At 35.4% G+C, this 25,763-nt stretch carries 19 protein-coding genes, 1 tRNA gene and 4 pseudogenes; 21 read left to right on the top strand and 3 right to left on the bottom strand.

Features of this window, described 5'->3' with window-relative positions; all coding sequences use genetic code 11:
* Positions 1–34: 34 nt before the first annotated feature.
* A complete protein-coding gene (gene mutL, locus ACFIJ9_RS04555) occupies positions 35–1,888 on the bottom strand; it encodes a DNA mismatch repair endonuclease MutL (protein WP_375635945.1) in 1,854 nt (617 codons plus the stop codon).
* Between the two features lie 239 nt (positions 1,889–2,127).
* On the opposite strand from mutL, the gene ACFIJ9_RS04550 reads away from it, so the two are divergent.
* From ACFIJ9_RS04550 to ACFIJ9_RS04535, 4 genes and pseudogenes are all read left to right on the top strand, one after another.
* On the top strand, positions 2,128–3,216 hold the full coding sequence (locus ACFIJ9_RS04550) for a 2'-deoxycytidine 5'-triphosphate deaminase (RefSeq protein WP_375635944.1): 1,089 nt from the start codon (positions 2,128–2,130) through the stop codon (positions 3,214–3,216).
* Positions 3,217–4,369: 1,153 nt separating this feature from the next.
* A complete protein-coding gene (lldD, locus tag ACFIJ9_RS04545) occupies positions 4,370–5,521 on the top strand; it encodes an FMN-dependent L-lactate dehydrogenase LldD (protein ID WP_026500225.1) in 1,152 nt (383 codons plus the stop codon).
* A 1,781-nt stretch (positions 5,522–7,302) separates the two neighbouring features.
* A complete protein-coding gene (locus ACFIJ9_RS04540) occupies positions 7,303–7,464 on the top strand; it encodes a hypothetical protein (protein ID WP_375635943.1) in 162 nt (53 codons plus the stop codon).
* A 733-nt stretch (positions 7,465–8,197) separates the two neighbouring features.
* A pseudogene (locus ACFIJ9_RS04535) lies at positions 8,198–8,645 on the top strand (integrase); the annotation flags it as partial.
* Positions 8,646–9,495: 850 nt separating this feature from the next.
* Here ACFIJ9_RS04535 and ACFIJ9_RS04530 read toward each other — a convergent pair.
* Entirely contained in the window at positions 9,496–10,158 is a 663-nt protein-coding gene (locus ACFIJ9_RS04530; RefSeq protein WP_012754682.1) for a lysozyme, read from the bottom strand.
* 1,052 nt (positions 10,159–11,210) lie between these two features.
* Between ACFIJ9_RS04530 and ACFIJ9_RS04525 the strand changes: the two genes are divergently transcribed.
* Positions 11,211–11,390, top strand: a complete 180-nt coding sequence (locus ACFIJ9_RS04525; RefSeq protein ID WP_375635942.1) for a helix-turn-helix transcriptional regulator — start codon at positions 11,211–11,213, stop codon at positions 11,388–11,390.
* A gap of 100 nt (positions 11,391–11,490) precedes the next feature.
* On the opposite strand, the gene ACFIJ9_RS04520 is transcribed toward ACFIJ9_RS04525, so the two are convergent.
* Positions 11,491–11,563: transfer RNA gene (locus ACFIJ9_RS04520), tRNA-Thr, on the bottom strand.
* A gap of 453 nt (positions 11,564–12,016) precedes the next feature.
* Here ACFIJ9_RS04520 and ACFIJ9_RS04515 point away from each other — a divergent pair.
* From ACFIJ9_RS04515 to ACFIJ9_RS04440, 16 genes and pseudogenes are all read left to right on the top strand, one after another.
* Positions 12,017–12,220: a SlyX family protein gene (locus ACFIJ9_RS04515; RefSeq protein WP_012754685.1), complete on the top strand. Its 204-nt coding sequence runs from the start codon at positions 12,017–12,019 to the stop codon at positions 12,218–12,220.
* Between the two features lie 1,073 nt (positions 12,221–13,293).
* Complete coding sequence (locus tag ACFIJ9_RS04510) at positions 13,294–14,721, top strand: amino acid permease (protein WP_375636039.1); 1,428 nt, start codon at positions 13,294–13,296, stop codon at positions 14,719–14,721.
* A 40-nt stretch (positions 14,722–14,761) separates the two neighbouring features.
* Entirely contained in the window at positions 14,762–15,442 is a 681-nt protein-coding gene (locus tag ACFIJ9_RS04505) for an energy-coupling factor ABC transporter ATP-binding protein (RefSeq protein WP_375635941.1), read from the top strand.
* Positions 15,439–16,077 (top strand): energy-coupling factor transporter transmembrane component T family protein, encoded by a 639-nt coding sequence (locus ACFIJ9_RS04500; protein WP_375635940.1) that lies wholly within the window; start codon positions 15,439–15,441, stop codon positions 16,075–16,077. The genes ACFIJ9_RS04505 and ACFIJ9_RS04500 overlap by 4 nt, the downstream gene beginning before the upstream one ends.
* A gap of 15 nt (positions 16,078–16,092) precedes the next feature.
* Positions 16,093–16,662: a biotin transporter BioY gene (locus tag ACFIJ9_RS04495; protein WP_375635939.1), complete on the top strand. Its 570-nt coding sequence runs from the start codon at positions 16,093–16,095 to the stop codon at positions 16,660–16,662.
* A gap of 273 nt (positions 16,663–16,935) precedes the next feature.
* Positions 16,936–17,481, top strand: coding sequence for a biotin transporter BioY (locus ACFIJ9_RS04490; RefSeq protein ID WP_375635938.1), 546 nt, complete (start codon positions 16,936–16,938; stop codon positions 17,479–17,481).
* A gap of 558 nt (positions 17,482–18,039) precedes the next feature.
* Complete coding sequence (locus ACFIJ9_RS04485) at positions 18,040–18,177, top strand: hypothetical protein (protein ID WP_375635937.1); 138 nt, start codon at positions 18,040–18,042, stop codon at positions 18,175–18,177.
* A 275-nt stretch (positions 18,178–18,452) separates the two neighbouring features.
* Positions 18,453–19,817, top strand: coding sequence for a ShlB/FhaC/HecB family hemolysin secretion/activation protein (locus ACFIJ9_RS04480; RefSeq protein WP_375635936.1), 1,365 nt, complete (start codon positions 18,453–18,455; stop codon positions 19,815–19,817).
* Between the two features lie 89 nt (positions 19,818–19,906).
* A pseudogene (locus ACFIJ9_RS04475) lies at positions 19,907–20,269 on the top strand (hypothetical protein); the annotation flags it as partial.
* 121 nt (positions 20,270–20,390) lie between these two features.
* On the top strand, positions 20,391–20,858 hold the full coding sequence (locus tag ACFIJ9_RS04470) for an SMI1/KNR4 family protein (protein ID WP_375635935.1): 468 nt from the start codon (positions 20,391–20,393) through the stop codon (positions 20,856–20,858).
* Positions 20,859–20,863: 5 nt separating this feature from the next.
* Positions 20,864–23,444, top strand: a pseudogene (locus ACFIJ9_RS04465) (DUF6990 domain-containing protein).
* An 89-nt stretch (positions 23,445–23,533) separates the two neighbouring features.
* Positions 23,534–23,881, top strand: coding sequence for an HNH/ENDO VII family nuclease (locus ACFIJ9_RS04460; protein ID WP_375635934.1), 348 nt, complete (start codon positions 23,534–23,536; stop codon positions 23,879–23,881).
* 274 nt (positions 23,882–24,155) lie between these two features.
* Positions 24,156–24,626, top strand: a complete 471-nt coding sequence (locus ACFIJ9_RS04455) for an SMI1/KNR4 family protein (RefSeq protein WP_375620541.1) — start codon at positions 24,156–24,158, stop codon at positions 24,624–24,626.
* A 191-nt stretch (positions 24,627–24,817) separates the two neighbouring features.
* Positions 24,818–25,297, top strand: coding sequence for a hypothetical protein (locus tag ACFIJ9_RS04450; protein WP_375636038.1), 480 nt, complete (start codon positions 24,818–24,820; stop codon positions 25,295–25,297).
* Positions 25,298–25,343: 46 nt separating this feature from the next.
* Positions 25,344–25,655, top strand: coding sequence for a hypothetical protein (locus ACFIJ9_RS04445; RefSeq protein WP_375635933.1), 312 nt, complete (start codon positions 25,344–25,346; stop codon positions 25,653–25,655).
* A gap of 12 nt (positions 25,656–25,667) precedes the next feature.
* A pseudogene (locus ACFIJ9_RS04440) lies at positions 25,668–25,763 on the top strand (hypothetical protein); the annotation flags it as partial.

The following is a 25,763-nucleotide window of genomic DNA, read 5'->3' as shown; positions in this document are numbered from 1 at the left end:
TAAAAATATTTTTCTTGTCAAAATAGTTAAGAGTTTATTTTCTGCCAAATAGCCGTTCTATATCTGCCAATTTGAGTTCAATATAAGTAGGGCGTCCATGATTACATGTACTTGTATTGGGTATTGCCTCCATTTGTCGTAACAGTGTGTTCATTTCTTCGGGGCGTAAAAGGCGCCCTGACCGTATTGAACCGTGACAAGCCATCGTTGCTGCAACATAATCAAGCATTGCTTTTAAATTGTTTGTTGTATCATACTCAGCGGCTTCATCTGCAAGATCTTTAATAAGGGCTTGGAGGTTGATTTCTCCTAACATGGAAGGTGTTTCACGCACAACAATTGCTCCTGGTCCAAATGGTTCTATTCCTAATCCAAATTTTTGCAAAGCATCTTTATGCGTTAAAAGGCATGTTGCATCCTCTTCAGAGAGTTCTACAATTTCAGGAATAAGTAATAACTGTGAAGGAAGCGGTTTGGAATAAAGTGCATTTTTGAGTGCTTCATAAACCAATCGTTCGTGAGCTGCATGCTGATCGACAATGATCAAACTATCTTGTGTTTGGGCGATAATATAGTTTTTATGGATTTGTGCTCTGGCCGCTCCTAATGGATAAGATAACTCTTCTGATGAAGATGTAGTGTTTGGAATGTATGTATCCCCACTTGGTATATTTAAGCCCTCCATAATAGGAGTAGCATCTTCTTTTAAACCAAAAGAACTAGTAATATCCAATGGTTTGTGAACCATTGAAGCAGCGGCAAAATGATGAGGTTGTGGGCTATAAGAAGAGGACTGGTGCGTGTTCTTAAAATTGCCTAACGGTTGTTGTGCCAATGGTTTTTGTATTTGAAATGCAGCTAGCGTTGCTTCAGAACGGGTTGAAGTAGGACGAATACCAGATTGCTGTAATGCTTCACGAATAGCTCCAACGATCAAACCACGAATTAATCCTGGATCACGGAATCGTACATCAGCTTTGGCTGGATGTACATTAACATCTACCTCAGCAGGTGGGAGATCAATAAAAAGAATAGCGACAGGATAACGATCTCGTGTCATCACATCAGCATAAGCGCCTCGGATAGCGCCCCATAGAAATTTATCACGCACGGGACGCCCATTAACATAAGCAAATTGATGAAGGCTGTTATTTCGGTTGAAGGATGGCAAACAGGCAAAACCCGTTAAGCGCACTGCTTCGCGTTCAGCATTCAGTGCGATGCTATTAGGGGCGAATTCTTTTCCTATAATTTGCGTAATACGTTGCAATTGTCCTCGAATATTATTTTCTGTAGCGGACAGTTCCATAGATGTTTTATCTAGTCCTGAAAGAGAAAAGCGGATATGTGGAAATGCGATAGCAATCCGCTTAATCATATCGCTAATAGCATTTGTTTCAGCCCGATCGGTTTTCATAAATTTTAATCGTGCCGGCGTGACAAAGAAAAGATCACGAACTTCAACAATTGTTCCAAGGTTTGCAGCAGCTGGTTTGGGTCCTACAATTTTTCCTGCAGTAACGGAAATTTCAGCAGCGCTCTCAGCATCTTTTGTTCGTGAAATGAGTTTAAGTTTAGCAACAGAACCAATAGAGGGGAGGGCTTCTCCTCTAAACCCAAGGAAGCAGATATTGTGTACGTCATCGGTAATCTTTGAGGTACAATGGCGAGAAACTGCTAAAGTTAACTGATCTGCAGGAATTCCATAACCATTATCACTCACCTTTATAAAATTTTTTCCACCATTTGCTGTAATAATTTCGATGCGTGTTGCACCAGCATCAATAGCGTTTTCAACAAGTTCTTTGACAACATTTGCTGGTCGTTCAATAACTTCACCAGCGGCGATTTGATTAATAATATTTTCGCTAAGATGGCGTATAATCATAATAAATTCTAACAGGAATCTTAAGGCTTCTATAAAAAATTATGATAACATCATTTGCGCGACATTCAAGAATAAGAGAGTATGGAAGGTATTATTTTTACAATACCTCCTATTTTATTTTATGTTAACAAATCGGTTGGAAAAAACAGAAAAAATAGTTTTTATCACCTTAAAATAGCTTGCACCAATTTATCATCTAGGTCAAAAAAGAAACAATGTAAAAAGGGAAGGCAATATATATGGCGCGTATAAGCGGTATTTTAGCAGATAGTGATATACAAGCTTTGATTGAGAATAACTTTCTCAAGGCTCAGTATCCATTTGATAGATCTCAAATACAACCAGCAAGCCTTGATCTTCGTTTAGGAGAGAAAGCTTATCGTATACGTGCTTCTTTTATGCCGGGCCCTAATACAAAAGTTTTGGATAAGCTTGAACGGTTAAAGTTGCATGAGTTTGACTTACGAGACGGAGCCGTTTTGGAAACGGGGTGTGTTTATATTGTTCCTCTTTTGGAAAATTTAGCTTTACCAGAATTTTTATCTGCTGTTGCCAATCCCAAAAGTTCTACAGGCCGATTAGATATTTTTACGCGTGTCATTACGGATAATGCTCAGGAGTTTGATAAAATTTGTGCTGGTTATCATGGTCCACTTTATTTGGAAATTAGTCCACGCACATTTCCAATTTTGGTGCATAAAGGCTCACATTTATCACAGCTTCGGTTTAGAAAAGGGCAAAGTTATTTAAATGAAGTTGAGTTACACACTTTGCAAAAGCAAGAAACACTGATATCGGAGGATATTCCTAATATTAGCGCTGGTGGTATTGGTCTTTCCATTAATTTAAAGGGAGACGAAAACGGCCTTATAGGTTATCGTGGTAAACATCATACAAGTGTTATTGATATTGATAAACGTGCTGTTGCCCACGTTTTAGATTTTTGGGAACCTCTTTTTGATCGTGGTCAAAGGGAGTTGGTTCTTGATCCTGATGAATTTTATATTTTAGTTTCACGAGAGTCTGTTCATGTGCCTCCGCTTTATGCTGCAGAAATGACTCCTTTTGATCCTTTAGTTGGTGAGTTTAGGGTGCATTATGCAGGCTTTTTTGATCCAGGATTTGGGCATATGGAAGCGGGTGGAAAAGGAGCAAGAGCGGTTTTAGAAGTGCGGAGCCATGAAGTTCCTTTTATCTTAGAGCATGGTCAAATGATTGGCCGTTTGGTCTATGAGCATATGCTTAATCGACCATCAACCCTTTATGGACATGATGTTGGATCACATTATCAAGCACAGGGTTTAAAGTTGTCCAAGCATTTTAAATGAGTTGGAAACTACGAATTTTGATAACATGTATGCAGAAAGTGTATTTTGGATAAAAGAAAATTTTGTTCTTCGCAAAATTGGCGCCATTCATTCTATTTTTAGTGTCCAAAGTTATTGCATCCCTTGCATTTGAGAGGCATTTTTACTTCTTTTTTTCAAGAGGTTTTATCTATACGAACTTCGTTTATGATGTGCAAAAGAATAGTTTTGATTATTTCATCATGAAAAAATCTAAAATGAAAGAATTTTACTATATTCAATATGTTATTCGTATTTATTGATTATAATAAATCAATAAGTTACTAAAATTCAATATAACAGTAACGTATTTGTTTTTCAAAGTAAACATGCGAGATTGGATGCTTCTATTGCTCCATTTTTCTAGAGCTTGAATGACCAGTATATTTTATTTCGTATAAAAATTATCCTTAAGAGCCAATAAAGAAGTTTTGCACTACAGTTTAGTAACAATTTTTTAATAAACATTGTTCTACTTTTAGTAACTCATTTATAGCTTCAAGATATAAAATATTGCTAGAAAATTATTCAATTCAATATGGAAAGCTTCTACTAGTATGAACATTAAAAATTTTTTTATGCTTTATGTGAATTAGGCACTGTATATTTTTATAAACTTTCATGAATAAGTAACAGGTCTCAGTTTTGAGTATTGATATAAGAAGATTTCTGGATGTATGCGACAGCTTTATTTCCAGTATTAATAAAGTATTTTTTTATCTTTTGGGGGAGATTATGGTTTATACTTAATGACTACAGGATCTATATTCTTATAACCGATAATTTAAGGATCTTTGGAGGGAGAAACGACTTTAAATTATAACTAATTAAGCTGCGGAGCAATCGCTTTCGAAGAGGTATTCGTTTAAAGAAAGTATAATATTTCAATTGTACATGAACAATATATGAGAGGATACGTTATTAATGATACCCCATACTGTGAGATTTTAAATTTGGATAGGAGAAATAAAGACATTGTTTTTATCAATTAGTTTTTTTAGAAAGTTGCAATCTCTGTTGCTTCTATCTATTCAATAGAGCGTTTTGGGAGAATATCGAGTAGGAAGGTACACGGGTTCGCTTTTATGCGTTTTAGTATGTCTTCTCTTTTTATTTAGGAACAATGGTGCCATCAATGATTATTTCTTCAACACTTGATTATCGTAAGGCGGCAAAGCGTCGTCTTCCTCCCTTTCTTTTTCACTATATTGATGGTGGGGCTTATGCTGAAGAAACGATGCGACGTAACTGTACAGATCTTCAAGCTCTTGCACTGCGTCAAAGGATTCTGAGGCAAGTTGGTGAAGTTGATCTTTCAATCAAGCTTTTTGAACAGACACTTGATTTACCGATTGTACTTGCACCTGTTGGGCTAACGGGCATGTATACACGTCGTGGAGAGGTAGAAGCGGCGCGTGCCGCAGCGGCAAAAGGGATTCCTTTTACTCTATCCTCTGTTTCAGTTTGTCCCATTGCGGAAGTGCAAGAAGCGGTTGGAGGTGCATTTTGGTTTCAACTTTATGTTCTCAAAGATCGCGGTTTCATGCGTGATGCACTAGAACGGGCTTGGTTAGCTGGTGTACGTACGTTGGTTTTTACAGTTGATATGCCAGTTCCTGGTGCACGTTATCGTGATGCGCATTCGGGGATGTCTGGTCCTTATGCTGGATTACGTCGTTTTTTACAAGCGTTTACTCATCCATATTGGGCTTGGAACGTTGGTGTTATGGGGCGCCCCCATGATCTTGGAAATGTCTCCACTTATCTCAAAAAGAAAATTGCATTGGATGATTACGTTGGTTGGCTTGGTGAAAATTTTGATCCATCAATTGGTTGGCATGATCTACAATGGATTCGCGATTTTTGGAAAGGAAAAATGATTTTGAAAGGTATTCTTGATCCAGAAGATGCACGAGAAGCAGTAAAATTTGGTGCGGATGGTATTGTTGTTTCTAATCACGGTGGACGTCAGCTTGATGGTGTATTATCAACAACACGAGCGTTGCCTGCAATTGCGGATGCTGTAAAGGATCATTTGACTATTTTAGCGGACTCAGGTGTTCGTTCTGGTCTTGATGTTGTACGCATGATAGCACAAGGTGCGGATGCTGTTATGATTGGCCGTGCTTTTGTTTATGCGCTTGCAGCAGCAGGTAAGAAAGGTGTTATGCATCTCCTTGATCTTTTTGCCAATGAAATGCGGGTAGCTATGACACTGACCGGTACTCAGACAATCAAAGATATTACACGCAAGAGTTTAGTAAATATAGATGTTTTTAAGCAATGAAAGCAATATGTTATACTGCTTTCAGAAAAAGAAAGTCTTTTTATAGAGGAGCATAATTATATATTTTACAAATATGTTGACAGTTAAATTTAAATAGAAAAGATCAAAAAGCTCCTCTATAAAATCACAGAAAATACTCGGTAATTACAATAATATTAACGCAAAAATCTTAATAATAATAAACACAAAAAAAATACTAATAACATTGCATACATCTTTTACTTACTTTATTAAAAGCTCATTCTATGGATAAAAAGGAACAAGCGCTGATATTAAAGGTAAAACAACTGTTGATATAGAAAAAATAGATATAAATAATGCTGTGAGCATTTTTCCCTCCTATATATAAAAATATAACATGTTAATTACTTCTTTCCCACATTAGCATAAAACGTAAATTTATAAGCTTCATTTAGTTTTATTTTAATATAGAATAATATTAATTATGGTATATAAATAAAATTATTAAAAATGTCAATATGTATTTATTGAAATCTATAATTATAATAAAAATGGATCTAATAAATAATATTTCTATAATCTATATATTATTTATATTAATTTTATTGGATAATATATTATATGGGTATGATATTGTTTTTATGGAGTACATTTTTAAGCAATGAAAAAAATACCCATCCAATCTTTAAAAAAGCTCGTTTACTGAGAGCAAGACTGCGTGAATTAATGTGCTTTTCTTTCTTATTTTCTTGCATCCTCAATGAGTTATGATGTTTTTGAACTGGCGAACATATTAGGAAGCAGTTGAATATTTTTTGTATAGTATGTCATTGCTAACACTGTTTATGCTTTCTCTATTGATTGCATAATTTATTAAAAATCCAGTTTGTTTTTATTGCAGATGGGGTCGTTAGGTATTCCTAATGATACAAATTGGCATAGAATGTTTTGTTCTATAAGCGATTTAACAATTGCATCTCTAGGCTTCTCCATTGATACTATGCTCTTCACAGACAATAACAGATTGGTGAGATTGGCATAACTCTAGCACAGATATATTATCTCAAAGTTGAATTGTTGGCACACTTGTAAACGTTGGGATAACTTTATGTTTTTTGAAGCTCTACAGCAATATCAAGACAAATCTGAACAGGTTCTTCAGTAGCAAGTAAGAGAACACCTTTCCCTTTTTAAACAGAAGTTTTTCTGATATCAATTTTTAAAGCATTTTTATGAATATTCATAACAGCGTGTTTTTCAAATCTATATAAACGGGTACAGGATTACTCAGAGTGGAAAAAATTACAGTTTCCATTTGATCGAATTACTCTCATAAGTAATTGGATAATATTTACTTTATCGCTGAATAAAAAAGAAAAGTTTTCTTTCTTTAAATAGAGGATGTGTTGTCATCTAGCCAATAGGGATAGTTTGCGAGAAATTTGTTCGATGCAAGACAACTTAACATTGCAGCTACTTTTTATCATTTGAAGCTGTGAAAAGAAGGCTAAGATAGATGAAAGAATGTAAAAAATAATGGATACATTTTAAGATAAAAAATTATAATTCTGTTAATTCCACAACAGTTGCTGCTGATATTGGTAACAAAAGAAATTTGACTAAAAAAATTATCAAAATTATTGAGGATATTTCTCATAGCATGTAGACTAAATCTTTTGTTGGTATGGCTGGGATTTTCTTTGAGCAGAAATTGATTCTATCCCCTGAAATCAGCAATAATCTCTCAGGTGATGTCGTAAACTTTTTGGGGATGTTACAACGCTACTATCGTCCTTTTATGAAAAATGCTAGCATTTCAGATGAGTAGCTGTGAGGAGTTTCAACGTTTAATACAGCAAGAGCCAGCAACTCTCACGGATTTAGAACAGGCTTCAAGGTTTTTATATTTACAGCGATTAAGTTTTAGAGGGAAGGTAAATCGTACGATGAGAGTTGAAATCCGTCGTAGCGCGTGGGTTTAAGTCTTTCCAATTTGAAGGCGTGCTAAAACTTATTTGCCTCTGTTTAGCAGGTGTTAGCATTGAACATTTAAACTGGTCCGATTTTATTGTGCGTTATGATCATCTAAAAACTTGTTTTATCTTTCACCACTTTATTGTGGTTCTGAAGGTTATTCCAGAAAAGCTTTTTATAAGCGGGAGAATTATCAGCCGATGTCTAAGCTGCTTGCATAAATAAAAGGGAGGTTTCTTTTGTCTTTAAACAATATGCTAGAAATTCAAAAAACTTTAGTTAACTTCATAAAAGAGATGACATCATCTTATACAGATTGCTCTTCAAATAATACAATTTCTGGTAAGGAATGAGGCATCACCAATTTTGATTTCTAAAAAAGAAACAATACGCATTAAAGAGTCTTTAAATTTGTAGACTTTTTGAGAATCCTTTCAGAATCTTTTGAAAAAAGTGGACTGATAGAAGATTTGCTATCAAAATATAGAAACTTTTCTAGCAAGTTACGAATAAATCTAAAAATATATATTAAATATAAAAAACAGAGTGACATGCTTGTAGACTGGGCTTTAGAAACAAGAATCAAAATGTATAAAGATGCATAGAGGCAAGATTGGTACAGATCATTTTTATGATTCAATAAAAAATAAAAACTAAAGAAAAAATTCTATATCAAAAATTTAAGGTGGTTTAAAAGGTGGACGGGCAATGCATAGAAGGATGAACGAGAAGGTGAATTAGGTGAGGGCGATTTATAGATTATCAGCATCTTTTGTAAAAGTATCTTCCTAAGGTAAATATTGTGATGAAGTAAGATTGTGGTTGAATGTTCGAAAAGATAATACGCACTCTTAATTTTTCCGTTATACACATCACAATAAACGCCGTGAAAGGCACGTTACAAACTTTCTCTAAAAGCAGCATATGAGTTTGCAAGATATTACAGTGATATTTTAAAAGAAGGTAATGGTCCCATTTTATTTCAGGAACAAGTTATCTTACAACAGCAAAGCAATATTTTTCAAGAAATTGCAAAAACGGCTTTTGAAAGCAAAAAAGCAGAGTTGAAAAATGAAGGTAAAAACGGTTGCTGGTTTTCTCCACTAGAGTTTCATGTTATTTCCCACATAGGGAATTTACTACAGAAAAATTAACAGCCAATATCACTCACAATGTTTTTGCGCCACTTTAGCATGAAAAAGCAGATACCGTGCGAAACTATTTGTCTTATCTTCAACATCATTATTACAATTAGAAAACTGAAACAACGTCATTCACAAATCACATAAAAGCTGTCCATTATTCATTATACAATCCCGTAGATTGTTTTTCTTAAGCATGCCAAACCCTATTTTGTTGAAGACAGAACGTTGTGTATCATTAGTTCTTTGAACGACGATAGCAGTGCAATCCGTAAAATCTTTTCTCATCTTCTTTTGGTAGGATAACAAAGATGCTCTTAGAATACATCAATAGACTCAATCACTTTATATAAATATAACCTTGTTGAATTCTTTCGCTTCAACTCAGACATCTCCGTCACTCTAATTAAATCCAATCGACCACCAGAGTGTTTTTATCCTTTAAGTTCTTTTACTTTTAATCTGAATATATCGACCTCTTTCAAATCTTTTCATTGATTAATGTTTCAGAGGAATTGTATCTTTAGCACTTTATTTTCCGTTTATGTCTCCAACCACATAGACCTGCACCTTGTTCATTATGTTTTAAATATCTCTCGCCAAATTTGGATTAATCACATTGATATCTTGTCGATTCAAATAAATTGGCAGCCATCCAATACAAGAAGTTCGTTCATTCGTCGCGCAGCCAGTTAGAAAGCTTAGTACGCATAGCAGCATCACTTTTCTTATTAATCTTCATTTTCTACCTTAAGCCGTGTTGTCCTATCTTGAAAGCTTCCTTTGTTTGCTTTTGCTTCTCAACTTGTTTCCCAAGAAAAAAGGCTTTCACTAAAGCTATAAGAAAAGTTGCTATGGTCACTGACGTCATTGTTAGATATTTTTTTATCCATAAGATCATAGGCGGTGTTCTTGAAAGCGTTTAGCAATGTATACCATAGCTGTACAAGCAGCTAAAACCATAATGCCTGCTAAAACCCATTGAACAGGACCATTTCCTGAAAAAAGCCCTCCAAGCCCTGAAAAAGAACCTATGATTGGTGCAAGAGCTTCTACTTTGCAAATACCTGTCACACCTTCTGATTCTACTACATGATAATTTGGGGCAACATGAGATCCTTTCGCCCATAATCCTGCTTCGGCTGCTCGGCGATTGACAAGACCTTGGATACGTTTTCCTCCTACTCTTGTCCATTTTTGCAATTCAGTTGGTACCACTTCATATGCACCTTTATTGAGCTTTTTTAAAAGTGTAGAATTGCAAAAGGCTGTTATTCCTACGTTATAGCAAAATGATACTAATGCCGCGAATTGTTCATTGTTTAAAGGAACGGTAACGGCTTTTTCAACAACGAGTTCACACTCTCTCAAATCCTGACAAAGGATTTTTTCAGCTTCTTTTTCCGTAATTTGCATGTCTTTGTGGACGCTTGGAGCACCAGCAGCATTTGTATGTCCATAACCAATTGTCCATACACCACCAGAATATTCATAAGCCGATAAACGTAAGCCTTCCAATTGCTTAATCAATGCAAGCCCTTCTTTTGATATTTTTCGCATTATTCTTACCTATAAAAAAACTACACAAAGCAGGATATGAATCGAAAACTTACATCTACTCATTTTTAAGAACAGAACAGCGAAAGGGCATAATAAATTCAAAATCTCCATAGTGAGTTATGTTAAAACCCATATCGTTTTTTGAACAAATATTATGCTAAACACCATTCATTTTGCAGCAATTGATCTCCATCTCAATATAATAACTTTATAATAAATCCATTTATAATCAGATAGATTTTACTCATAAATTCTTACAGTTGATCCAGAATGATTTAGAAGAACTTTACTTAAAAAAACTTCAATAATCCTGATGAAAAAAAGCATTTTTTAACAAAAAAATAAGAGATATAATAAGTAATGAAATAATAGGTATTGATTTTCAAGTAATTGCATAACCCATAACTTACACCATAGAATTATTTTCATAAAAACAAAAAAACATTACAGTTGAATATTATAGATCTACAAATTATCTTAGAATCAATACGATATACACATAACGTATTATACATATTTAATCAAAAAATCTATAGTGAATTTAACTGTTATTTATTTTTTCCTCTAATTGCTTAATTTTCTTAAAAAATATCTTTATGAAGGATTTTAAATAAAATGTTATATAAAAACATAATCGATATTTTCTCCCTCTCTAGTAGTCTGTTTCCAACTAAAACAATATAGTAGTGGAGCATATTCAATATATGGACCAATGATATTGGATAGTGTTGTAAAGAATATTGTATTGTAATAAACTTGAATGATGATTTCGGTTTCATATATTTTTCCATATGAATAATGCTTTCGTCTTTTTCATATGAAGTGTTTTATGGGGCATTCGGGGACAATGGTATCATCTTTGTCTAGTGTTGTATTGGCTACGTTTCCAGAAGCGTCTTAAACAAATCAATCAAGCTATTGAAATCTTTTTAGAGGCAATAGTACAAGAGATACAAAAGATTTTAACAAAAAGCCGCTTGAAGATATGGGAGGTTCTCTCCTCCTAGCATCTCCGCCCATTTACATAACATAAAAAAGAGAAAGGTAATGAGATGATATTTGATGATGGCGATAGATATGTAACAACCCGTGAATGTGTACAGCTTTTTAGTGTATCCACAACAACGATTCGCAATTGGGTGCTTCAGGGGTTGTTTCCGGAGCCATATAAGCTAGGGAGAGCGGTGAGGTGGAGAAAGAAAGAGATCTTAGCCTTTACTCCAAAGAAATAAGAACAAATTAGGTAAAATTATATAAACTGTAGAAGGTGGTCTTCAAACAGATAATTAAATAAAAATCCATATGTTCTAATATGAAAAAGAGAAAATGCGGTGCCGCATGCCGGATTCGAACCAGCGACCCCATCATTACGAATGATGTGCTCTACCAACTGAGCTAATGCGGCATAGGTTTGTAAATCAATGAGACAAAACTAATTTGAGGGTAATAGCTAAAAGTACGTATAAAAGCAAGAATGCATTTTTTCAATAATTTATAAAATATGATAATAATTTGCAGGAGAAGTATGTAAAAGTCAGAGGACAGTATTCTTTGATCTTAATACTATAAATGCTTTCCAATTTACGATAGCACTCAAATTAAGAAGCTGGGAATGTAGATCCTTAGGATGGAAAATGGTGTCAAGATAACTTAGTAAAGATAAAAACATTTCTGATTCTTAAGAAAGAAATTTGTTGAATAAGTGATTAGGAAAATAAAGATCATTATAAACCCTTTATAATGTGCAAATAAGATGAGTAGAATTAGTTGAAAAGTTACTTCTCATTTTTAGGGGAAGAAAAAGGGGGAGGATTAATAAAATTAATCACGTTTTTTTATTTAAGATGGAGTAAGAATCATGTCGGATGAAGATCGGCTGATAGAACTAGAAATAAAGCTAGCTTACCAAGAAAAATTCATTGAGGAACTTTCTCGAGTGGTAACGAATCAATGGAAAAGTTTGGATGAGATATCTAAAAAAGTTGATGTTTTAGCGAGACGATTTTCAGATTTAAAAGAACAGAGTGTTACTGAAGCTGTTATTTTACCATTTTCTCAATAGGGAGAAGGTGCTTAAAAATTTTTCTACTAATAGTCTCTTGGATTTTTTTAGATGTAATAGGGTGGATATCACAATGGGAGGAAGGTGCAAAATGTTCTTTATTACAATTGCAATTATTTACAGATTAGTTTTTATTTAACGCATTTTGTTAGATTTGTAGAATAATTTTTATAAGCTTCTTCATTAATTTCAAGAAGTTCCAATTTTATAAGGAGTGCTGATATTAGAAGACGTTTTTTATATGTGATTTCTAGTACTAAAATTAAGAAAAGTTTTTGTAGAGTATAAAAAGCATCCATAAAAATATATGAACTTCAATATGTTAAGTTTTTTCTGTACAGAGTTTTCTATAGATGGGAGTTAGATTTATTCGCTAATTTTTTTAAAGTGATACAAATGAAGTGATGTTATCGTTATCTATAGAAATCATAAGTGAGCGCGTATATTTATAATAAAGCGTTTTAATCCATTCTGATGATCAAGTTATTTTCAGTTGTTTTAATCGGGTGAGGTGCTCTAAGCGATATCGGTTGTGTATAGTACAAAGAGCTCTAGAAGTCTTTTTCAAGATTAAATATATTCTTCGTTATATGTATATGATATTTTGTGAAAAGGTTTTTGTTTTTCGTAATTTAAGATACAAAATACTATTGCTAAAGCACCAAAGATAAACCATGCTGGTAAATAAGTGAGAGTAATGCAAATTGAAGACAGAAAATCAGGCATTACTTTGCATAGAGATTGATTAAGGTGGTAGACATCTGTTTGCAGAAGGTTTATTAAAATTTTATTAAAGGGGGTTGTTGTCCAATGTGATGTGATTACAGAGTGTGCGTTATCAATGACCAATGCTATAATGGTTAGTGTAACGAAAATGAAGGACATTAATTTAAATAAATAGTGGAGCATATTTTTTCTTAAAACTTCAACGGGGCATATGTATAATGCACAAAAAAATAAGGAGTTGCATTATGATAAGAAAATAGGTTTACGTTTGTTTTGTGTTTTTTGAAAAAGGTGCCTAATTTTTCGATAAAAGTTGAGGTTAGGTTCAACAAAAGTAATGAGGCATGATGTTTGAAAAAAAGCACAATGAATTGAAGCGTAGCCTTCAAAATCGCCATATTCAAATGATTGCTTTGGGTGGCGTTATTGGGACGGGACTTTTTTATGGATCAACCGAGGCAATTCAATTAGCTGGTCCCTCAGTCATTTTATCTTATCTTGTCGGCGGGCTTATTATGTATTTCATTATGCGAATGCTTGGTGAAATGTCAGTAGAAGAACCGTCTTCAGGAGCATTTAGTTTTTTTGCTTATAAATATTGGGGGAGATTAGCTGGTTTCATAACAGGTTGGAATTATTGGTTTCTTTATATTCTTGTGAGCATGGCTGAACTTACAGTGATAGGGTTTTACCTTGATCATTGGATTTTGATTGATCACTGGAAGGCATCTTTCGTTGTTCTTTTATTTGTTACATTCATTAACTTGTTTAATGTTCGTTTTTATGGAGAATTTGAATTTGCTTGCGCTTTGATCAAAGTGGCTGCTGTTATTGGTATGATTATTTTGGGAATTTTTCTCATTGTCACTGGACTAGGGGAAAATCAAGCGAATATTCATTATCTTTGGGACCATGGCGGTTTCTTCCCTTATGGAGCAGTAGGGGTTGTTTTAGCGACTTCTGTAGTAATGTTTTCTTTTGGAGGAACAGAGCTTATTGGTATTGCTGCTGGAGAGGCATCTGATCCACAAAAAACAATTCCAGCGGCTATCCGTCAAGTTATGTGGAGAATTATAATTTTTTATATTGGTTCTATCAGCGTTATTATGATAATCAGCCCTTGGAATATGATTGGAAAAAATGGTAGTCCTTTTGTTACAATTTTCGAGACTATAGGAATTCCTGCTGCTGGTCATATTTTGAATTTTGTGGTGATTATGGCTGCTATTTCTGTTTACAATAGTGGCATTTATTCTAATGGACGTATGCTTTATAGTTTAGCTGTACAAAAAAATGCACCACATATTTTTAGTAAACTGAGTGCTGCTCGTGTTCCTTATATTGCTATCCTTTTTTCATCATTCTGTACGGTGTTGATTGTCGTTGTTAATGCTCTTGTTCCTGATAATAGTTTCATGCGGATCATGGCTCTTGCAACTGCAGCAGCAGTGATTACTTGGGCTATTATTGTTATTGTTCATTTGAAATTTCGCAATGCACATAAGAACAAAAAAGGCGACTTTACTTATGCGTTTGGTTTATATCCTTACGCTAACTATCTTTGTCTCTGCTTTCTTGCTTTATTATTTTGCATTATGTTTATCAGTGGTTTTGGGCAAAATGGATTGATGACTCGACTTTTTGATATGATAGGAATAAGCGTGCCTTTTCTTGAAACATATATTCCTGTACAGATGCCTGATATGAGTTTGGCAGTCATTATTATTCCTCTATGGTGCTTATTATTACTTTTAGGTTATAAACTGAAACGATAGAGAAAGAAGAGCTAATAAAAGGGATTGATTGGAATAAATCTTGGGGACTATAAAATTTGATGAGGTAACACAAGTTTTTGGTGATTTGTGTGTTTTAAAAAATATTACTGTACAGCTTACCGAAAAACGAATTGCTGTTATAGGTGCGAATGGTTCTGGAAAAAGTACATTTGTTCGTCTTATTAATGGACTCCAATTACCATCTCACGGTTTTGTAAGCGTTGATGGGCTTGATACCAAGCGCGATGCAAAAGCAGTAAAGCGTAAAGTTGGATTTGTATTTCAGAATCCCGATAATCAGATTGTTTTACCATTAGTTGAAGAGGACTTATCATTTGGTCTCAAAAATTTAAAGCTTAGTAAAGATGAAATTAAGGAGCGTGTAGATGAAATTTTACAGCGCTATGAACTTCAAGACTTCAGAAATCACGCTGTCCATTTATTAAGTGGTGGGCAAAAACAACTCGTTGCTATTTCCGGTGTAGTTGCAATGAAACCAGACTACATTATTTTTGATGAGCCGACGACATTACTTGATTTGCGAAATAAGCATCGCGTTACGCAAGTGATAGAAGAATTACCACAAACGGCAATAGTTGTATCGCATGATTTGGAGTTTTTGAAAAAGTTTGATAGAGTGCTGGTTTTTGATAAGGGGGAGATAGCAATTGATGATGTACCTTTTGTTGCTATCAAGGAGTATATAAGAAGAATGTCATGATCGGTTTATATATTCCAAGGGATACGTTTATTCATAGGTTAAGTCCTGGAGTTAAGTTATTATTTCTTGCGGCGTGTGGAACTTTTATAATAATGGTTTCTTCCATAGCGCTTCTTGGGTTATTTTTGTTGTTGGTCATCTTATTCTATAGAGTCGCCAAGGTCCCTTTCAAAACTGCGATAAAGCAATTTAAATCGATGGGATTGCTTTTAGTTCTTTTATTTGTATTTCAAACTATTTTTAGCGGTTGGCTTACGGGGGTTGAGGTCATATTACGTCTTGTTATCCTCTTTTCTTTATCATCACTTGTTTCATTCACAACAAAAGTTTCAGATATGGTGGATGCAATTGAAGTCGGGCTTCAGCCTTTTTGCTGTTTTGGTATAAATCCATCAAAAGTGAGTATGGTTATCTCTATGGCGATCAGGTTTATTCCTCTTTTGAGTGAAAAGTTTAATGAGGTACATGAAGCACAGCAAGCACGGGGACTTAATACTAACATTGTCGCTCTTGCGATACCTTTAATTATACGAACCATAAGAATGGCTTCAGAAGTGGCTGAAGCATTGGAAGCGCGTTCTTATGATGCTGATACCATTGATACAGCATCTCATAATAATCAAAGTTTTTTATAGTGAAAGAAGAATCAAATGAATACAAAAGATTTAGTTTATATTGCTTTATTTGCCGCTATTTATGCTATTTTGGGACTTTTCCCTTCTATTTATCTTCCTTTTCTTCTAGGGGTACCTATTACAGCTCAATCGATGGGACCGATGCTAGCAGGGTCTATTCTTGGGGCAAAAAGGGGTGCTTTAGCGTCACTCCTTTTTCTTATTCTTGTTGCGATTGGATTACCTCTGTTACCTGGTGGTCGCGGTGGGATCAGTGTCTTTTCAGGGATTGCAAGTGGTTACTTAATAGGTTTTCCATTTGCTGCATTTTTTATTGGTTTAATGGTAGAATTGTTTTGGAAGCGGTTAAATTTTATAACATTATTTGTGATAAATACTGTTGGTGGCATTGGGATAGTTTATTCTTTTGGTGTTCCATGGACAGCGTATATGACCAAAGTCTCTTTACTGAAGGTTTTAATGGCTTCATCAGGTTTTTTGATAGGCGATTGTTTAAAAGTGTTGATTGCATCCTTTGTTGCACTCGCGATTAAAAGATCTGTTCCTCTCATTCATTCAAAGCATAATAAGAACAAGCTAAAATAAATGTATTATTTTGTTATGCTGTTATTATATGATATTCATGCATCACAATAAGTTTACTGAATTTAACCATAGTAATCTATAATGTAATTAAACATTGTAGAATCTAATGTGATTTATATAAGTGATATTATTAAAATAAATTATTATAGTATTTTTCTCTATATCTAAGGCATTTAAAGTGTACTTTTATAAATCTGATACTTTTTATTAATTATACAACTTATTAATTATAAAACAATAACAAAAGTTTTTTCATAGTGAAGGAATAATTCAGTGAATACAAAAGATTTAGTTTATATTGCTTTATTTGCCGCTATTTACGCTGTTTTGAGTCTTTTTCCTCCTATTTATTTTCCTTTTTTGCTGGGTGTCCCTATTACAGCTCAGTCTATGGCTCCGATGTTAGCAGGCTCTATACTTGGAGCGAAAAGGGGAGCTTTAGCATCACTTCTTTTCCTTGTTCTTATTGCGATTGGGTTACCTCTATTGCCTGGTGGTCGTGGTGGAATTAGTGTTTTTTCAGGAGTTACGAGTGGTTATCTGATTAGTTTTCCATTTGCTGCATTTTTTATTGGTTTTATGGTAGAATTGTTTTGGCAGCGGTTAAATTTTATAATATTATTTGTGATAAATACTGTGGGCGGCATTGGGATAGTTTATTCTTTTGGAATACCATGGGTAGCTTATATGACTCAGGTTCCTTTGCTGACGGTTTTAATAAGTTCATTAGGTTTTTTGGCTGGTGGTTTCTTGAAAGTGCTGATTGCATCCTTTGTAGCGTTGACCATTAAAAAAATCGCTCCTCTCATTCATTCTTAAAAAGGGGTAGTTCTGTACTGAAGAACAATTTTTGCCAAATGTATGTGGATTAAAAAGCACCACGGAATACCATTCTGTTTTATTTACTTTTTATTGGTATTTTTATCTGTATAGCTCTCAAAGGTAGCCATACGAAAGTTGAATATTTCGGCACCAAAATTTATTTTTTGCTTTCAGGAGCAGACCCCTAAATAGTCAATTAATATCATTTTATTCAACATGCTTGTAAGTTTTATTCGATTTGCATATTATATGCATAACGCCTTAGGATTATTTATTATTTTTTATATTTTCAGTTAATTAATCACTAATTTTTAAAGTATTAAATTATATTAATTGTACAAAAACATTGATAATTCAGTGTTCATTTAAAACTCTTGATGTACATAATACCCTTATAAATGTGTTAATATAAGGTATAAAAATAAGATTTGCATGGGATGAAGCTAAAACAAAAAATAATCTTAGAAAGCTGCATGTGTTTTTTCGGACCCATTCTCCATAGCTAAACAAGATCGTATTGAAAACGGAGAGTATGGTTAGCAAGCTTTAGGGCTCATGGATGGTTTTTTATCCTTCTTCGTAGCGCATATTGTCTATGACGATAAAGATGGCATAGAGGGAATCCGTATTATTTCAGCACGGCGAGCCAACTTGAAAGAAAGGAAACGTTATAAAGAAGAAAGTTCGTTATGAAATTGAGGTAGGTAACTTATCACCTTTGACAGATAAACAGAGAGTTGAAGTTGATAAACTGGCTGTAATGCCGGACAGTACAATTGATCATAGAGATATTTCGTCACTCAATGATGCGTTCTGGAAAAACGCCGTTCTCAATCCATTCTATAAACCAACGAAAACTGTTGCTAACTGTGCGTGTGGATTCAGACATGCTAGCGTGGCTTAAAAGTCAAGGAAAAGCAAAATAAACCTCATTAGCAGAATTTTTTAGACACTAATTCCTCTAACTGTTGGCAAATTTTAAGCCTATTTTACTCTGCCTGCACGGTCATCTCAAGATTGTTGTAGTTGAAGGTGTGATGGAAGATATTACCCTTGATGGGCATAAAGTTGGAAGGAAATCTCAAGGAGAAATCACCACGGCTTTTCCAAACCTTATTGGGAAGCCGACCAATCTGCGCCAGATAGAGCAAGGGCTTGATCAAATCAATCGGCTTTTCTCACGCCAAGCCACCATTAATCTTGGTGCGGGGAGCAATTCGGGTGGTTCGATACTCGATGTTCATATTGAAAAACAGAAACCTTGGCTTATTACGCTTTCCAGCGATAATCTTGGCGCTAAAGCAACAGGAATTTATCAAACGCGCTTGAGCCTTTCTTTTGATGATCTGTTAGGGATCAATGATCAATGGTCGTTTAGCTATCAGCGCTCCATGGATGGTGGTCCGTATCATTTTTCTCACAAGCGTCCCAATAGTGATACTCTAACGGGATCATTTTCTCTTCCCTATGGCTATTGGACAACAGGTTTTGATGGGACGTGGAGCCAATATCATTCAAGTGTTAAGGGAATATTTTCCGATATTATGACTGCGGGTAAGTCTTTATCGCTGACGCCATGGATTTCACGGGTTATCGACCGTGATCAAGAGGGCAAGACCTGGGTTACGGGACGGTTGACATGGAAATATTCTGATAATTTTATTATGGGCAGTCGGGTTGATGTTTCCAGCCGTAAATTGGCTATTGCAACCTTTGAGCTTGATCATTCGCGCAAGTGGCTTGGAGGAGAATTAAGCGCGCATATAGGGTTTCATAAGGGTTTGGCAATTCTTGGCGCTTATGATGATAAAGAGCAAGAGAATGCAACAAAGAATGCACCCAAAGGGCAATTTTCCAAATTGTCTTTTTCTCTAGGCTACGTGCGTCCTTTTTCTCTTCACCAGTATAATTTTCGCTATAACACGCTGTTTTCAGGACAATTATCACCCGACACGTTGTTTAGTTCAGAGCAAATATCGCTTGGTGGCAGTTCCTCTGTGCGCGGAGTGCGTGAGGCGATTTATTACGGCAATAATGGGGCGTTTTGGCGCAATGAATTGTCGCTGTTGTTGCCAGGTTTTTCTTCGAACATGGGGCGTAAATTTATGAGTCAATTTTCCCCTTATATGGCGCTTGATCTGGGAGCCGTGGCCAATGATGTAAGCAAAAACAGCTTTGGCGGGAGTCTCGTTGGGGCAACTCTTGGTTTCCATGCAACCGGAGACATTACGGATGTTGATGTGTCTTATTCGAATATTTTAACCCAATCGACAGTGCGAGAAAAGGGAAATGCGACAGGGTTATTTCAAGTGCGGGCATTATTGAGATTTTAGAGCAAAGGGGCGGTAAAAATATCGCTGCGCTGTTTACATCCCTTTGGGTTGTTTTTTTTAAAGATAAAGAATTTTATGAGGAGCTGAAGATGCGGGGATTGAAAAATCAAAAGCATAAATTGGGATATGGATACAAGCGAGGAAAGCGCGTTCTTTGTGTTTTGCAGCGAGGGATCCATAAGGGGCTTTCACTTGTTTTAAGTTTTTGCTTAGCTTTTCAGCCTTTGTTGTTGCAAGCACAAGCGCTTGGAGCGCGAAGTCCTGTTGCACAAGAGAGCCAAGGGATTAAAGCAGCTGATGGGGTTGGCTCTGTTTTCCGCCCCACGGTGGGGAAAGCCGGCAATGATGTGCCGCTGATTGATATTGTTCGCCCCAATGGACAGGGTCTTTCTCATAACAAATATGACAATGTTATGCAAATAATTTCTATGAATTCCTCTGTAAAAGAATTATAGCTAATTTGGAATGACGCTTTTGTCGGGCGGTTTCCTTTTGAAATACACTGTTAAAGCCGTCATCCTTTTTTGTTTTCAAAAATGCAAGAATTGTTAATCACTTTTAGGGGGATCATCTATGAAAACCTATACCTTAGCTGATGTTGCAGTACTAGTTGATAAATATAGCGATAGTATCGATTTTGGCTCTACAGATGAAGCAGTTGATGATGTACTAATTGAAAAAGCAGAGGGGATTCTTAAATTGCAATTCACATCCTCCTACAAAAGTTTTTTGAAGAATTATGGAAGAGCGGAGATCTGTGGTGAGGAAATATTAAGTGTTTATAATACAAATTTTGAAATTGCTCGTAGTGATGATATTGTTTATTATCACTTAACAGATATAAAAAATGGTTTAGCAAAACCACAGCAGCTTGTTATCAATAGAACAGATTTTGGTGAAACCTTTTACTTTGATTATACTCAGTTTCAGGATGGTGAGTGCCCGCTCTATCTTAGATTTTCACCTAGCGATCCCCAGTATTATGCAAGTAATTTTTATGAATTTCTCTGTAAAAGAATTATGGAACATGCTGGGGGGTAATGACGATGCAAACCAAAGATGTCACAGAGATTTTAAAAAGACTGGGCTGGGAGCCTTATCGTGATGAAGTGGGGGATACCTTTGCGCATTATCATTTTCCCGATCGCATTGTAGGCATTAGTTATGATGTTGTAGATTATGGAGAGGAGGGTGGAAAATTTCGGTTATCAGCTGATCTTACCACTGCTCCTTATTGCCTTTCTTGCGAATATGCTAGTGGTGAAGTATCACAGGATAAGTATGAAGATACGCTGTTTTCTGCGAAAGAGGATTTCGATGTTACAGCTTTAGATCTCTCAGAAAGCCATGTTAAGGAATCTTTAAATAGGGTTATTGCTTGGGCGCAAGCACAAGATATTGAAAAAAAATTACATGAAGAAGCTGCTAATCATTCTGCTGTTGCAGAAGCATTACTTGGTGATATTGAGGCTTTAAAAAGTTCTAAGTTTACACCCCAATTACATGTACCAGAATTTGCAGATTACAAAACAATAGGGTGGATTGAGCGCCTCATTCTTTTTGCGCAAGCTTATAAAAACGGGGAGTTAGATGACATTTTAGCGCGTAAAAAACCTAAACAGTGGTCGATGATTCTTACAGCAGCAACTCGCATTTTTAAAATTCAAGGGTGGTTTGCCACAGAGCTTGGGAAAATGTGGTTGGTTTTGCCGGATCGTTTTATTAAGTTAGATTTTGGCTTTGTACATCTCTATGATCAGTATAATGTTCATCTCGAAGCTGAAATATCTAATGAAGAGATTTCTTTGGCTTGCTTGTATATTCATTTTTGTAGACAACGTAATCTTGTACGACCTACGGATATTTATCGATCTTTTAATACGATTGGAGGAGAGAATTTTCGTGGGGTTGATAAAGGAATTGATATTTGTGTAGAGATATTGAATGAGCAAGAGTTGACAAAAATCTCTGAGCGGATAATACAATGGGCACGTGCCCAAGATTTACAAGCATCAATAGAAAGCAAAACGCTTATCCAAAAATATAGCTATTATCCAGCTGTGATTTGGCATTTGGCTTGTTTAGCATTGACAGGTCAAATTGATGTCTTAAAATCCTATCAAGATTCTATCGCAGAGGATAAGATTCCTGAGCATTTGCAAAATCTTGATGAAGAACTGGAGGGGTATGTTAATCACGCTGTTGAATTTGCTGAAAGACATCTGAAAATCCTTAATGAGCGAGAGGCAGCAGAAGCACATCTTAGTCCACAAGTTTTGATTACTTTCAATAAAGTTACAGAGCAATTAAAAGAAATGGGTTGGACAGTTTATCGTGATAAAAACTACAATCGCAATGCTTATTTTGTAAGTAAAGACCGTATCATCAATATAATGTATAACCTTCAAAGTGATGAAGAAGAGCCGATTGTTGTATTTAAGGCTTCCCTTTCAACACTTGGTTTTTCCACTGCTCATAGAGAAATTTTCTATAATATGCCTCAATATATAGCCATCAAAGAAGCAGAAGAAGTTTATACAGTTTCTAGTACTGAATTGGATGAAGGCAAGCTGAAACAGATCAGTGCGGATATTCTTGAATGGGCTGATCGGCAAAATGTGAATCAAATCATCTATGATTATGTAGCTTTTCCCCCAGACAGTGAACTTGATCTTGTAGCGCGTCACCTTATTGCGCTTGTTTTGATTGGGGATGTTGAAAAGCTCAAATCTTATAAGGAGAATTTTAGAAAGGGAAATCCTTTAGGTTTTGTGGAAGAAATCTCAAAATATAGAATTGATAATCTCCTCACTCTTGCACGGGGTTATCGAGCAGGTTTTCCGAAAAACGCTCCGATTTTAAGCTTGGATCCGCAAACAGCATCTGTTGCTTCTAAAACAACTTCTGTTGAAGTGGCAGAGGAAGTGGATGAAGCAGATGACACTGATGATCGTCTCACTATGGAAAGTGCAACAGCACTTTTAAAAAGTCTAGGCTGGTCAACCGAGAAAATCAATGAGAATGACCATATGGCAAGCTATCAATTGGCCGATCGTGAAGTAGATATTCTTTATAACGATGAAATTGCCAAAGATTACCCGCAATTTGATAGCGCCTTTATGATTAGCACGGGCATTCTTTCCACCGCTTGCAAATTCATTGATCCTACCCACACAGAAGATATTCCAGACATACAGCTTAATTTTGAAGCAAAGGGGTTAGAAATCTTTGAACCAGAAGTCACTGCGGATCGCTTAAAGCAAGCACTTGATGATGCGCTAGAATGGTCAGTCAAAGACATTGACTTTTCTAAAAGGCTACGCTCTGATTATGGTAGAGCTCCTTGGCAACAGGATGCAAAGTCCAAAACAGACAATAAGGATTATGCTTTACTTCATCTTGGCGCTCTTGCTTTATTGGGTGATGTTGAAGCCTTGCAATCTTATCAGAAAAGTTTTACAGCAGGTGATCACCTAGGCTTTGACGAGAGCATCAACAAAACCCACCTTGAGCGTGCATTAGCTTTAGCAAAAGAAGTAGCAAAGGTGAAGCAAGTGAGCTACGCTTTGATTAAACAGGTGGCAAAAGGATTTCGATAATCACTCAGAGTTTTCTAGCGAGGAATAATCTCGCTCTTGGAAGGAGAGTGTATTAAGTCTATTTAGAACACAGAATACATTGATTATTTTGAAAAAAAATCGAGGGGATTATGAATCATGAAATGGATAAAGAAAAAAAGTATGGGGGCAGCAGAGCCTGTGGAATTTAAAGGTCAAAAAGTTTATCCGGAAGATGAACTGTTTGAGCCTGAAACAGTTTCTTCTTGGAAAGAAAAAGGACAGATAGTAGCAGGTACAAATGTGGAAAGAATGGTATCAGGAAGAGCTCCTATTGGAGTCGATTGTAGGCCTATTATGTTATATCCTATAACACAAGAACAAGATAGTCCTCTCGCTGAAGTTCTCTACTCATTTTATCAAGACAAGAGTTTGGTTGCTTATATGAAGCCAAAGACAAATTTTATCAAAAAAGTTATTTGTTGGATTTCAAAAAAAGTCTCCTAAGCAGGAAAAAAGAAAAAGTAATTATTGCAAATATTGAAGTAATGACACTAAAAGGCGCTCTCTAAGCTTTAATGATCATCCCCTTTAATTATATCATATATTGTAAATGCGAGATGATTTTACAGACACAGATGAGAAAAGAGCTCCTTCAAGAAAATATCCCTTATGATTCTATCAATGTAATCCCAATTCCATTGGCTATGGTAGAGAAATATTGATCAGTAGAAACACTAATTATTAGTAAAAACACGCTGTGACTTATGGAGAAAAATTTATGAAAAGTTATACTTTATCGGATGTTGCACAATATATTGATATGCATAGTCATGCTATTAATTTTGGTACTAAAGATAATGCCCCTGATGATGTAAGGATTAAAACGGCTGAGAATACTCTCGATTTACAATTTACCTCTTCCTATAAGGGTTTTTTAAAAAATTATGGAGGCGGAGAAGTTGGAGGTGAAGAAATATTCAGTATTTATGAAATCTGTGCTGGTATTCCTGCTGGTGATATTGTTTACCGAAATTTGCTCGATAGAAGAGATGGCTTTACGAATCCCAAACAACTTGTTATCTGCACAACTGATTTTGGTGAAACCTTTTACTTTGATTATACTCAATTTCGGGATGGAGAGTGCCCGCTCTATCTTAAGTTTCCACTTGATGATCCCCAATATTACGCAAGTAATTTTTATGAATTTCTCTGTAAAAGAATTAAAGAGTATGCAGGGGAAGATTTATGAAAACCTATACCTTAGATGATGTTGCAGTATTAATTGATAAAGTTAATAAATATAATGATGATATTATCAATTTTCGTACTGAAGAAAATGCGGCTGATAATCTACAGATTGAAAAGGTGGAGAAAGCTCTTGGTTTGAAATTCACATCTTCTTACAAGAGTTTTTGGAAAAAACTATGGAGGAGGGGAAAAATGAAAAAAATCTTAAAACTATTGAGCAGCATGGCTCTCTTAAGTACAGCTGGATGTCAATTAGGCAATCCTCCCCCATCGACTTTGGTTTTATGGGAAAAGCCTAGAGCAGATCGGGCTGTAATCGAACAATCACTTTTAAAATGTGGTTGGAAACCGGTTTATGCTTCTTCTAGTGATATGAATTCGTATGCAAGTGAATTTGCTTCAGTATATGAGTGCATGAAAAAAGCAGGTTTTCGATATAAATTGCAGGATTCAAAGGGGATTTATTTTACACAACCTCCGAAAAGTGACTCGTTCCTAACCGATCTCATGATAGCTGGATATCAGCAATTTATGGACAATGATACTTTTGGTCTAAGCAATACGAGCAAGAAGGAACGGGTCATGATAACTCATTTTGAGAATGAAAGAAAACGTCAACAAACAAGAAAATCTTTGCAAAAGCGATCATCAAAGCATCCTACCCATTCTTAAAGAGTTAGTTGAACAAAAAGCACGAATGATGGAGGGAGTCAAAATAGTGTCCTTCTTTATTCAAGCGGATGAGACGTTGAATCTAATGGTTGATCAGCTCACAAACAAGGCAACAGTAGGTTTTCTTTCCACTTATTTTTTAGAGAATGTGCGTTTTGATCAGCCTCACAGAATTCTGGAAGCCAATCCGACAAATAGAAAAGGTATTGTGATCAATGAAGGGGCATGTTTTCGCTTTTATCATGGTGGTGAGAATTTGGGGGTAGGTACCTCTTTTACCGCGTTCCAAGGCGTGGAAGGATGTCTTTTGACGAAGATCTTGAAGCAGGAAAGGATTATTATATATATCTCATCTTAAAAGATCAGACGAATGAAGATATCCTTTGCAATTTCGCAAAATCCGACGGCTCCTGATGGCTATACAAAGGATAATTCTGAAAAGATTGGCGGATTTCATACGCTATGT

Source organism: Bartonella sp. MR90HLJMH (assembly GCF_042194115.1).
Lineage (GTDB): Bacteria > Pseudomonadota > Alphaproteobacteria > Rhizobiales > Rhizobiaceae > Bartonella > Bartonella grahamii.
This window is presented reverse-complemented; position numbering and strand designations above follow the sequence as displayed.